General features: G+C 62.4%; 9 protein-coding genes and 2 tRNA genes. 5 read left to right on the forward strand and 6 right to left on the reverse strand.

The window, feature by feature from the left end; translation table 11 throughout:
* Window positions 1-53: 53 nt before the first annotated feature.
* Window positions 54-1,475 (reverse strand): aldehyde dehydrogenase family protein, encoded by a 1,422-nt coding sequence (locus FAZ97_RS25180; RefSeq protein WP_158761232.1) that lies wholly within the window; start codon window positions 1,473-1,475, stop codon window positions 54-56.
* A gap of 101 nt (window positions 1,476-1,576) precedes the next feature.
* Here FAZ97_RS25180 and FAZ97_RS25185 point away from each other — a divergent pair, with 101 nt between their 5' ends.
* The gene (locus tag FAZ97_RS25185; protein WP_158761233.1) at window positions 1,577-2,521 is read left to right on the forward strand and encodes a LysR family transcriptional regulator; all 945 of its coding nucleotides are present in this window, start codon (window positions 1,577-1,579) and stop codon (window positions 2,519-2,521) included.
* A 178-nt stretch (window positions 2,522-2,699) separates the two neighbouring features.
* Here the strand turns inward: FAZ97_RS25185 and FAZ97_RS25190 are convergent, their stop codons facing one another.
* Entirely contained in the window at window positions 2,700-3,269 is a 570-nt protein-coding gene (locus FAZ97_RS25190) for a hypothetical protein (RefSeq protein ID WP_158761234.1), read from the reverse strand.
* A gap of 56 nt (window positions 3,270-3,325) precedes the next feature.
* Window positions 3,326-3,961, reverse strand: a complete 636-nt coding sequence (locus FAZ97_RS25195) for a M23 family metallopeptidase (protein ID WP_158761235.1) — start codon at window positions 3,959-3,961, stop codon at window positions 3,326-3,328.
* A 573-nt stretch (window positions 3,962-4,534) separates the two neighbouring features.
* Between FAZ97_RS25195 and FAZ97_RS25200 the strand changes: the two genes are divergently transcribed.
* The 3 genes from FAZ97_RS25200 to FAZ97_RS25210 all read left to right on the forward strand — a co-directional run bounded on the left by FAZ97_RS25200 (window position 4,535) and on the right by FAZ97_RS25210 (window position 7,272).
* Window positions 4,535-6,712 (forward strand): TonB-dependent siderophore receptor, encoded by a 2,178-nt coding sequence (locus FAZ97_RS25200; protein ID WP_158761236.1) that lies wholly within the window; start codon window positions 4,535-4,537, stop codon window positions 6,710-6,712.
* A gap of 132 nt (window positions 6,713-6,844) precedes the next feature.
* A tRNA-Leu gene (locus FAZ97_RS25205) sits at window positions 6,845-6,929 on the forward strand.
* A 267-nt stretch (window positions 6,930-7,196) separates the two neighbouring features.
* Window positions 7,197-7,272: transfer RNA gene (locus FAZ97_RS25210), tRNA-Ala, on the forward strand.
* 132 nt (window positions 7,273-7,404) lie between these two features.
* Here the strand turns inward: FAZ97_RS25210 and FAZ97_RS25215 are convergent.
* On the reverse strand, window positions 7,405-7,905 hold the full coding sequence (locus FAZ97_RS25215; protein ID WP_158761237.1) for an Lrp/AsnC family transcriptional regulator: 501 nt from the start codon (window positions 7,903-7,905) through the stop codon (window positions 7,405-7,407).
* Window positions 7,906-8,102: 197 nt separating this feature from the next.
* Here FAZ97_RS25215 and FAZ97_RS25220 point away from each other — a divergent pair, with 197 nt between their 5' ends.
* Window positions 8,103-9,119, forward strand: a complete 1,017-nt coding sequence (locus FAZ97_RS25220) for a 1-aminocyclopropane-1-carboxylate deaminase (protein ID WP_158761238.1) — start codon at window positions 8,103-8,105, stop codon at window positions 9,117-9,119.
* Between the two features lie 224 nt (window positions 9,120-9,343).
* Here FAZ97_RS25220 and FAZ97_RS25225 read toward each other — a convergent pair whose 3' ends face one another.
* Together FAZ97_RS25225 and FAZ97_RS25230 are read right to left on the reverse strand one after the other, a co-directional pair.
* On the reverse strand, window positions 9,344-10,153 hold the full coding sequence (locus FAZ97_RS25225; protein ID WP_158761239.1) for an ATP-binding cassette domain-containing protein: 810 nt from the start codon (window positions 10,151-10,153) through the stop codon (window positions 9,344-9,346).
* A 75-nt stretch (window positions 10,154-10,228) separates the two neighbouring features.
* A complete protein-coding gene (locus FAZ97_RS25230; RefSeq protein WP_158761240.1) occupies window positions 10,229-11,902 on the reverse strand; it encodes a cyclic peptide export ABC transporter in 1,674 nt (557 codons plus the stop codon).

Consider the following 11,902-nt stretch of genomic DNA (forward strand, 5'->3'; position numbering starts at 1 on the left):
CCCGGTTTGCAGCATAACCGGGGCGTTTGCATTTTTGCGCGGCTAACGGCGCATCAAAACACGCCGAGCGTGGACTTCGGCTCCAGAAACGCTTCGATCCCGAACGTGCCGTACTCGCGCCCGATTCCCGATTGCTTGAAGCCGCCGAACGGCGCGGCAGGTTCATGCGTGAGCGTGTTGACGAGCACGCGGCCGGCTTCGATCTGCGCAGCCACGCGGCGCGCGCGCTCGATATCGGGCGAAAGCACGTAGGCTTGCAGGCCATACGGCGTATCGTTGGCGATCTCGATGGCGTGTTCGGTGTCACGATACGCGATGATCGACAGCACAGGCCCGAAAATCTCTTCGCGCGCGATGGTCATGTCGTTCGTCACGCCGCTGAACACCGTGGGGCGCACGAACCAGCCCGAGTCGATGCCGTCGGGACGCCCCGCGCCGCCCGCAATGAGGCGCGCGCCTTCGTCGATTCCGATGCCGATATACCGCTGCACGCGCTCCCATTGCTTCTGGCTCACCATCGGGCCAACGCTCGTGTGCGTGTCGCGCGGATCGCCCGCCTGAATCTGCGCCACGGCTTTCTCTACACTGGCTTCGAACTCGACGAGCCGCGACTGCGGCACCAGAATGCGCGTGCCCGCAATGCACGCCTGCCCGCTGTTCATGAAGCCGGCCTGCAGCGCGAGCGGCACGGCTTCGTCGAAATTCGCGTCGTCCAGCACGACGACAGGCGACTTGCCGCCCAGTTCGAGCGTCACGCGCTTGAGCGTTTCGGCCGCCGTGCGCAGGATCGTCTTGCCGACCGCGGTCGAGCCCGTGAACGAGATCTTGGCGACGTCGGGATGCTCGGCAATGCGCGCGCCCACGATGTCGCCACGGCCCGTGACGATGTTGAAGAGGCCCGCGGGCAGGCCCGCCGAATGCAGCGCCTCCGCCACGATGCGCGTCTGGATCGCGCTCATCTCGCTCGGCTTGATGACGGCCGTGCAGCCCGTGGCGAGCGCTGCCGCGAGCTTGCCGCAGATGAAGCCCGCGTCGCTGTTCCAGGGCGTAATCAGCCCGGCGACGCCCAGCGGCTGCATGGTGACCTCTGCCGTGCCCGCGCGCCGCGTGAATGCGTAGTTTTCCAGCGTCTTCGCGGCGTCGCTCAGCACGCTGGAGGCGTGCTGAGCCATCCAGCGGCCGCGCGAGACCGGCGCGCCGTACTCTTCCACGATCGCGTCGAAGAGCGCGTCTTCGCGCGCGACGACGGCCTCGTGCAGCGCCATGAGCATCTCGATGCGCTGTGCCTTCGTAGCGCGCGAAAACGCCGGGAACGCGCGTTTCGCGGCGGCGATGGCCGCGTCCGCATCCGCCGCGTCGGCCAGACGCACGCGGCCAATCACGGCCTCGGTCGCGGGGTTGAAGAGGTCGAAGTACTCCTCGCCGTGCGGCGTGACGAACGCGCCGTCGATATAGATCTTGTCGATAATCTGCATGGCTGCTCCAGAAAACGTGGGTCGATGAGGGCAAGATAGACGCCTGGCATTGCGTTGACTAGCCGTACAATGGCGCATGACCTGTTGAGCGATTTGGGACAATGAAAACATCGGGCCTGGTGGAACTCGAAGCCGTGCTGGCCGTGGCGCGCCATCGCAGCTTTCGTGCGGCGGCGGACGAACTGAGCGTGTCGACCTCGGCGCTCAGCCACGCGGTGGCGGCGCTCGAAGCACGCATCGGCGTGCGGCTCTTCAACCGCACCACGCGCAGCGTGGCGTTGACCGAAGCCGGCGCGCAGTTCGTGGGCAGCGTCGCGCCCGCGTTGTCCACGATCCGCGAGGCGCTCGACCAGGCGGGCAGCTTTCGCGACACGCCCTCGGGCACGTTGCGCATCAATGCTTCGGTGGGTGCGGCGAAACAGGTCATGCCCGTTTTGCTCGCCTACCTGAAGCGTTATCCGGAGATGAAACTCGACCTCGTCACGGAAGGGCGGCTCATCGACATCGTGGTCGAAGGCTACGACGCTGGCATACGTCTCGCGGAAATCGTGCCACAGGACATGATCGCTGTGCCTTTCGGCGACCGTCAGCGTTTCGCTGTGGTTGGCAGTCCGGAATACTTTGCAAAGCATAAACCGCCGCGCACGCCCGCCGATCTCAAGTCGCACCGCTGCATACGCAGCCGCATGCCCAGCGGGCAAATCTACCAATGGGAGTTCGAGCGGCGCGGTCAGGCAGTACGCGTGGACGTGGAGGGCGCGCTGACGCTCGACGAGCCGGGTCTCATGCTCGCGGCCGCGCGCGACGGACTCGGACTCACGTATTTGACCGAATGGAACGTGAACGCGGACCTCGAAGCGGGCACGCTCGTGCGCGTGCTGGAGGACTGGACACCGCCGCTCGACGGACTCTGCCTTTATTACCCCGGGCGGCGGCACGCGCCGGCGGGATTACGCGCGCTGATCGAGACGATCCGTGAATACGCAGACACCGTGCGCGAGCGCTCGCCGGTAAAGAGCCGGCGCGGACCAACTGCTAGGCACTGAGCGTGGCGTACGCGATCAGTGTTGGGCGTTCGCACTCAGAATTCGCCAAGGCAAAGTGACGCATGTCGCGCGATCACATTGTGACGACCGCTGCCGATATCGGCGGCGCGTATCAAGAAGCGAGAATTCAGCAATCTGCATGGCCCGGGTTGCGCAGAAGTGAGCGCATGGCTGAGAGTCAATTTGCAAATTTGAGAGTCTCAAGTAGTTGGATGACCTGTGGTAGTACTGCCTCGTTTAGGTGTTCCAGATAACCCACCGAACGAGCAACGCCACAGACCGCTCGTTGACGATACGGTATGCAGAAAGCGAAAACCCGACTACGTTGTTCCTCGTCGCCGTCGATATCGTCTTGTGTTACGCCGCCCCCGCTCCATCCACTTCCCTGCAACGGATGAAAGGTCGTATGCTGCCCCGCTTCACCTATGACCTTTGGGGAGTTGTCTAAGGCCCAACCATTTGCAGTCGTCTTGATACCTCCAAGATCTGAAAGCGTTTGGGCGCTCGCCGAATTCTCACAGCTAAACTGAATCCACGTCTCGAAAGGGTGCCGTGCCTTTGAGTTAATTATCGAGATATAGCTGGCCGAATGGGGCATGCTTTCATTGTCAACGGAGACCCGTCCGTTATAGCGATCACTTAGATTAAAGTTGCATCCATCAAGGGATATCTGGTGCTCAACTACGGACTGACCATATGCATGGCTAGTAAAGACGCTGGTTGCAAGCGCCAAAAGCCAAATATTCATCGTATATTCCTCTGCTGATAACCGGGAAGTCTGCTCCAGACTCAACCTATTTACAATCATAGAAGGATATGCCCCCAGCAATCCCTACCCGTCGGCGTGTCGGGCATGGGATTGCCAAGCTGCGTGTGGCCGAAGTAAGCATTGAAATCGTCCGGCAACATAAATATTTCGAAGTGCAAATGGGTTCGCCCTTCGTAGCGTCCCAGATAGCCCAATATGTCTTTGCGCCGTACCTTTTGCCCATCACCCTTTACCGCTGGCGTAACCTTGCCCTTCGGCGCATCTCCAGTCGGCATGTGCAGGAAATCGGGTAGCCCCTTCGCGTCGTATCCGAATGTGTGGTACTCAGCTAGCGGCAGCAAGTGCATGTAGAGCGAGTAGAACGTGAGTGTGCGCTTATCGCCCGTCTCGACCATGTGTCTGAGCAGGATAAAGCCCACATTGCTGTCGTCAGGCGCTACCGCGTGCTGGCAGACCCGGTAGGCCACGACTTCGCCGTCGGCGATCGCATAGACCGCGCCGTGCATCTCGGGCGCGAGATGAATGCCGCAGTGCCGGCGCCGGTCAAACGCGATCGGATAGATACCGTGAAAGAGCTCAAACTCGTCAACGGCATCCATCATAGGGTCCGGTTTTGCAGGGTCGAGCTTCGAAGGATCCAACTGCGGCAGAAAAGGCGGGCTGATTATCATGGCAAGGTCGCGTTCCTGTTAGACGGGTGCGGAGTACCCAAAATGACGCTAGCGTGAACGGGGAAGCGGAAGCAACAGGGCTTCCTTTCGATTCTTGTCAACAATTGTCAGGTGCGCGCCAACATTGATTTTCATCACTCTCCAGGCGCATGGGCCTGGAAGAGCCGTTTGGCGGCAATGCCAGACGTCTTTCCAACGGATGGCAAGCTTGCTGTGTTCGACGTTGGACTTCGTGCCCACCGCATGCCGTGAAGATCCCCACCAACTGGCGCAACGGCGGATGTTCAGTTGCACGAAGGGCGTACCTGCGAACGCATTTCCCACGGCGCTAGTGGACGAGGACCTGGAGGCGCTCGCCCATATGTAGGCCATTGATTGCTGACGCCGTTACATGCGGTAGCCGTTCCGCTCTTACGCCGCAATTACATCGTCGTTGCATTTCCCCGACAGACAATAAGTCTATCTCTTGAAATAAGAATAATTCCCATTATCATCTCGACTCTTTCGCTGATCGGGGCCGGATGGCAGCGTGCCCCGTAAAGCGCCGGTTGAACGCAAAGAAGAAGGGAAAGCATGGCTTCGGGGCAGCGCGCATCGCGCACGAAACAATGGCGCAGGGTTTGCGCACACGCGATCATTCACTCCACGCTCGCGGCGGGCATGGCAGGCTTCGCGCACGCAGCCGACGCTGACGCAGACACGGCAAGCGCAACGGCAAACCCGACCGCGGCGACCGACACCGCTACCCAGCTCGCGCCCGTCAAGATCACGAGCGGCAAGACCCAGGGCTACGCGCCGCAAACCGTCGAGACGGGGCAATACCGCGGCATGGACGCGCTCGATGTGCCGGCCACCGTGAACGTCGTCACGCGCTCGGTCATGGACGCCCAGGGCGACACCGGCCTCTACGACGCGTTGCGTAACGTCGCAGGCGTGACGCGCCAGCAGCTCAACGGACTCGCGTACGACAACCTCTCGGTGCGGGGCATCCCGCTCGACAACCGTTCGAGCTTCTATCTCGACGGCCTGCTGCCCATCGACAACAACATCTGGATGCCGATGGAGAACAAGGAGCGCGTGGAAGTGCTCAAGGGGGCGTCCGCGCTGTACTACGGCTTTGGCGCGCCGGCGGGCATCGTCAACATGGTGATGAAGCGCGCGGGCAGCGACCCTGTCACGAGCATTTCGGTGCTCGGCGACTCGAACGGCTCGATCGGCGCCGCCGCCGACATTGCGCGCCGCTTCGGCCCGAGCGACCAGTTCGGCATACGCGTGAACGCAATGGACGAGCACGTCGAAACGCCGATTGACGGCGATCGCGGCTACCGCAAGTTCGTGAGCGCCGCGCTCGACTGGCGCGTGAACGACAAGCTCAAGCTGCAATATGACCTCGAGCACATCGAAACGAGCATTGTCGAGCAGGCAGGCATCGCGCCGCTTGCCGCCGTGAACGGCAAGATCACGCTGCCCGCCATGCCCGACCCCTCGAGGCTGCTCGTGCCGAACGACCGGCCGACCAAGGCGAGCGCGACATCGCAGCTCGTGCGCGCCGACTATGCATTCAACGGCCACTGGAGCGCGATGCTCTCGCTTGGCCAGTCGATCACGCGGCGCGACCGCTGGGCCTGGGTGTTTCAGAAGTACAACGTCGCGACCGGCGCGGGCACGTTGCAAGGCAGTCAGCAGTACGGGCAGATGTACGAGAACAAGAACGTGCGCCTCGAACTCACCGGTGATTTCAGGACGGGGCCATTCACGCATACGGTCACCACCGGCGTCGTGCAGAACTGGCTGTTTCAGCCGGACTTCACGACGTACACGTACACGGCGGCGCAGAACCTCTACGATCCCATCGACATCACGACGCTCAAGCAAAGCGGCAGCGCGCGGCAGTTTTACGCGCAGCACGTGCGCAACAGCGGCGTCTATCTGTTCGACCAGATCGACATCACACCGCGTTTGCAGGTCGTGGCCGGCGTGCGCCGCTCCGAGTACATGACCTCGCAGGCCGGCACACCCAACTCCGACATCAACCACACGTCGCCCTCTGGCAGCATTACCTATCGCATCACGCCGCAGACGAGCGTCTACGCGAGCTACGTCGAGGCGCTCGAATCGGCGGGCAGCGCGCCGGCCACGGCTGTCAACGCGAACCAGATCCTGCCCGCGGCGGTGAGCCGGCAGGAGGAAGTGGGCGTGCGTACGCGTCTGGCCGGCAACACGCTCGTGTCGCTTGCGCTTTTCAACCTCAAGCAGGCCAGCGCGGAAACGAACGCCGACAACGTCTATGTGATGGATGGCAACGCGCGCTATCGCGGCGTGGAGTTTTCGGTGCAGGGGGATGTGACGAAGGATGTCTCGCTCACCGCATCGGCCGTTTATCTCGACGCGAAGCAGATCGATTCTTCCGACCCGACGCTCGTTGGCAAGACGCCGGAGAATACGCCGCACGTCACCGCGAGCCTGTTCGCTGAATATCGCGTGCCGGTGCTTGCGGGTCTTTCGGTGAACGGCGGCATCTATTATGTGGGGCCGCGCCAGGTGAACAACGCGAATCAGGCCCAGATTGGCGGCTATACGCTCCTGACTGCGGGCGTGCGCTACGCGACGCGCGTGTACGGCAAACGCGTTTCGCTGCAGGCGAATCTGGAGAATGCGGCCAACCGGCGCTACTGGAGTGCGGCGGGGTCAAATCAGCTGGGCGTGGGGCTCGGACGCACGCTGGAATTGACTTCCACGCTGGAGTTTTAAGCGTTGGCGCAGCGCTTTAAAAATTCTTCGCGCGGGGTCTTCAAAAATGCGCGACGAGTCGATACAATGGCGACCCTTCGAGCCCACGAGGCGAGAAGGAAAGGGATCTAAAGTCCCGCGTTGTATTGGAATGCCGACGTGGTGAAATTGGTAGACACGCTATCTTGAGGGGGTAGTGGCGAAAGCTGTGCGAGTTCGAGTCTCGCCGTCGGCACCAGAAATTGCATTCGCGCGCTTGCGCTGCGAATAAGGCGAGAGAGCCGGCTGACAAGCCGGCTTTTTGCTTTGGTGCGGAAATGATCAGGATTCCAATGTAGTTGACCGCGAGCCGGTTTAGGAAAATGCGCAGCGCCTCGCATTGTGTTCCTCGGAGTGCTTGCGAGGTTGCACGGGCGGCGTATATAATCGCCGCTCTTCGAGCCGGTCCGTTAGCGGACAGCGCTCGAATCTGCGTCATCCCACTGGCGCGGAAGCCGTTCTGCATGGGGGTATAGCTCAGCTGGGAGAGCGCTTGCATGGCATGCAAGAGGTCAGCGGTTCGATCCCGCTTACCTCCACCAACAGAACGCGTGGCCTTCAGTGACATTCGAGTCGCGTTTCGGGCACACGGCTTCATCGTCCCGATTCACCTCCCCCGCGTTGCACTGAAATTCAGGCATCCTTCGCAAAGGATCGCATTCGCGCGCCTGCCGTCATAGCGGCAACGCATGCGTCGAAAGAATCTCCTTGAGCACCATGAAGCTGCGGACCTGCCGCACGCCCGGCAAGTACAACAACTGCTCCGCATGCAACTGGTTGAAGCTTTCGTTATCGCGCGTGCGCACCAGCATGAAGTAGTCGAATTCGCCGGTCACGACGTGGCATTCCACACAGCCTGAAACCTTCTGCGCCGCTTTCTCGAATGCGGCGAACGCTTCGGGCGTCGAGCGGTCGAGCACGAAGCCGATCACGACGAGCATGCCCGCGCCGAGCGCCTTCGGATCGAGCAACGCGACGATCCCGCGAATCAGCCCCAACTCCTTGAGCCGTTCCACACGCCGCAGGCACGCGGGCGCACTGAGCTTCACCCTGGCCGCGAGGCTGACGTTCGAAATCGATGCGTCCTCCTGCAGATGCCTGAGGATCGCGCGATCGACGCGATCGAGAGCTGGCGGGCCATTGGGCGTAGCGGAGGATTGTCTGGTTAATTTCATTGCGTCCTTCAATTGTCTTGCAAACGAAAAGTGTCCGAAAGTCGGGGAGATTGCTTTAAACGTAGGTCGTCGATATTTTTTTAGCAAGCTCATTTCGCGGCAAGACGCCTAACATTTCTTCATCGGATGGCCCACGCGATGGCCTGTTCCGAGCGTTGACCCCGTTGTGCATGAGCCGACCCTTCCGGAGATATTCGATGAACCTCCAGCGCTTCCCCCGCTATCCACTGACGTTCGGACCCACTCCCATCCAGCCGCTCAAACGCTTGAGCCAGCATCTCGGCGGCAAGGTGGAGCTCTACGCGAAGCGCGAGGACTGCAATAGCGGGCTCGCCTTCGGCGGCAACAAGACGCGCAAACTCGAATACCTGATTCCCGACGCGCTCGCGCAAGGTTGCGACACACTGGTCTCGATTGGCGGCATCCAGTCGAACCAGACGCGCCAGGTTGCAGCCGTCGCCGCGCATCTCGGCATGAAGTGTGTGCTGGTCCAGGAGAACTGGGTCAACTATTCCGACGCCGTCTACGACCGGGTGGGCAATATCCAGATGTCGCGCATGATGGGCGCGGACGTGCGGCTCGTGCCGGACGGCTTCGACATCGGCATTCGGCCGAGCTGGGAGGAAGCGCTCGAGAGCGTGCGCTCGGCGGGCGGCAAGCCGTATGCGATTCCGGCGGGCTGCTCGGAGCATCCGCTCGGCGGACTCGGTTTCGTGGGCTTTGCGGAGGAAGTGCGGGCGCAGGAGGCGCAACTGGGCTTCAAGTTCGATTACGTCGTCGTGTGTTCGGTGACGGGCAGCACGCAGGCGGGCATGGTGGTCGGCTTCGCCGTGGACGGCCGCGCGGATCGCGTGATCGGCATCGACGCTTCGGCCACGCCGGAGAAGACCCATGCGCAAATCACGCGCATTGCGCGTCATACGGCCGGGCTCGTCGATCTCAACCGCGATATCGGCGCAAAAGACGTGATTCTCGACACGCGCTACGCCGGCCCGGAATACGGTTTGCCGAACGAAGGGACGCTGGAGGCGATCCGCTTGTGCGCGCGGCTGGAGGGCGTGCTCACCGATCCCGTGTACGAGGGCAAGTCGATGCACGGCATGATCGACAAGGTGCGCCGCGGCGAATTCGAGCCGGGGTCGAAGGTGCTGTATGCGCATCTGGGCGGCGTGCCGGCTTTGAGCGCGTATAGCTTTATCTTCCGCGACGGCTGACGCCGCGTGGCGGGCGCCACGGTTTTTGACTTTGATCACGGCGCGCCGGGCCAATCGCAACGACAATAGGTGCCCTACACGTCGTGGGAGCGCCGGCCCTCTTGCCTCTCCTGCGAACTCCGCGCCGGGCTTTTTAGCCCGGCGTTTTTTTTGCGGGGAGGGGCCTCGCCGCCGGGTGTCGCGCACGCGGAGGCGCCGGCCGACATCGGCCGCCCATTGCTTCATCAACGCGCGAAGCTGATCGGCATGCCGCCGTCCGGATGCGCAACGGTGCCCATCGGAATGTTGTAGATCGCGCTCAGCATATCGGCTCGCATCAACTCGGCGGACGGGCCATGGGTGAGCAGGCTGCCGCCCTTGAGTGCGATGAGTTCGTCACAGAAGCGGCCCGCCATGTTGATGTCGTGCAGCACCACGACGACGCCAATGCCGCGCTCCTCGCTCAGCCGCCGCACCAGCGCCAGCACCTCGATCTGGTGCGCGATGTCGAGCGCGGAGATCGGTTCGTCGAGCAGCAGGCAATCGCTGTCCTGCGCGATCAGCATGGCAAGCCACGCGCGCTGGCGCTCGCCGCCCGAAAGGCTGTCCACGGCGCGATCGGCGAATCGCACCACGTCGGTCTGCTCCATCGCTTCGAGCACTTTCTGTGCATCGGTGCGCGAAAAGCGGCCGAGCGCGCCGTGCCACGGGTACCGTCCGAGCGAGACCAGTTCGCGAACAGTCATGCCGTCCGCGGCGGGCAGTTGCTGCGGCAGATAAGCGACCTTGCGCGCGAACGCACGGCTTTCCCACTGCGCGAGCGGCTGGCCCGCAAACGTGAGCGTGCCCGCGACGGGCTGCTGCTGACGCGCGAGCAGTTTGACGAGCGTCGATTTGCCCGAGCCGTTGTGGCCGATCAGACCATACATGCGGTGCTTCGCGAGCGTAAGCGACAAGGGCTTGAGCAGCGTGCGGCCCCCCGCGTCGAACGAGACGTTTTCCAGGGTGAAAAGCGCCTGCGCGTCGCACAGCGCCGTGTCGTGCGAAAGCTTCATGGGCGAACTCGTCGGCAAAGGCGTCGGAAAATTCATTGGCAATATTCGACTGCGATTGTTGGCTTGCATGACTAATCAATGTGCGGCGAGCCTTCCGTCCGTGTCTTTGCCGGCAGCCGTATAACGCGTGCGCAAATCCGCCCCCGCGCCGGTTTCCACCAGCTGACCATAGTCGAGCTTGATATAGCGATCGGCGAGATGGAAATATCGGTCGTCGTGCGTGATGACCAGCACGGTTTTTCCCCTCGCCCTCAATTCGGGCAACAGCTTGCGATAAAACACGTCCTTGAAGAGCGGATCCTGATCGGCGGCCCATTCGTCGAACAGATAGAACGGCCGGTCCTCCAGATACGCCACCAGCAGCGCGAGGCGCTTGCGCTGCCCTTGCGAAAGGTCGAGCGTGGAGAACGCGCCGTCCACGATGCTGACCTTGTGATCGAGTTGCAGATGCACGAGCAGGTCTTGCGCCGTCTGATCGAGCCCGTCAACACGGATGCCAAGCAGGCTGTCGAACAGGAAAAAGTCGCTGAACACCACCGAAAACAGCTGTCGATAACTGTCGCGGTCGGCGTCGCTCACGCTCGCGCCGTTGAGCACGATGCGTCCGCTCTCGGGCACGTAGAGCCCCACGATCATCTTCGCGAGCGTGGTCTTGCCGCTGCCGTTGCCACCGATCAGATAGACCAGTTCGCCCGGTTTGAACGCGAGGTTGACCGGCCCGAGCGTGAACACATCATTCTCTTTTTCGCGGAAGTAGCGGTGTGTGACGCCTTCGAGCACGATGCTTTCGAAGGTGCCCTTCACCGGCGCATCGAGTCCGGTTTCGAGTGGCAGTTCGGCGTTCACCGCCTCGATACGCTCCAGCGCCACACGCGCGGTGCCGATGTTCGGAATCGCCGAGAGCAGCGACTCTATCGGCATGATCATGTAGAGGAACACCATCGCATAACCCGACATCACGTGCGTATTCACGGGGAAAATCCGCGCGACCACGAACAGCGTGATGCCGATGAAGGCAAACAGGATGAAGCTGCCCCAGCTCGCCGCCGCCGCGTAGAGCACGTAGCCGCGCGTGCGCTGCACGCGCACGGCCTCGACGTTGGTGAAAAGCGTGTCGTCGATGAAAGCGGCGCGGCGCGGACGATGCAGCTTGAGTTCCTTGGCGCCGTCGAACAGCGCGCGGAAGTGGCGCACCAGCTCGTCCTCGCGCTGGCGCGACGCACGCAGGTGAAAGAGCGCGCGGCCGTTGGCGATGCGAAAGCCCGCCGCACCGATGCCGATCGTCACGATCGCCACCAGCAGAATCTGCCACGACAGCACGCTCAGATAGACGAGACAGCCGGCGATGACCGCGCTTTGCATGGCGAGCGCGGGCATGCGCACGAATAGCATCACGATCGCGTCGAGATCCTGCGTGAGGACGGCGAGCGCGCGCGCCGCGCCCTGTTGCTCGAGATGGCGAAACGAGGCGTCGCCGAGGCGCCGGATCGTCTGCATGCGCAGGCTTGCCTTGGCGCGCTGACCGAGGCTCATGAAGAGCGTTTGCGACAGCGTGCGCGTGGCGAGCACGACCACGCCGAGCACGACGAACTGCCAGCCGAGGTGCGCGAGTTGCGCCACGGAGGCCGACAGCGCCTGGTTGATGAGCGCGACGAGGCCCGCATTGCCAAAGCCGCTGATGAGACTGGTGGCGAGCGCAACGAACAAGGTCGAGCGTGAATGGCGCGCAAGCTTCAAGAGCAAAGACAT

The organism is Paraburkholderia acidiphila, from assembly GCF_009789655.1.
In the GTDB taxonomy this organism is placed as follows: Bacteria; Pseudomonadota; Gammaproteobacteria; order Burkholderiales; family Burkholderiaceae; genus Paraburkholderia; species Paraburkholderia acidiphila.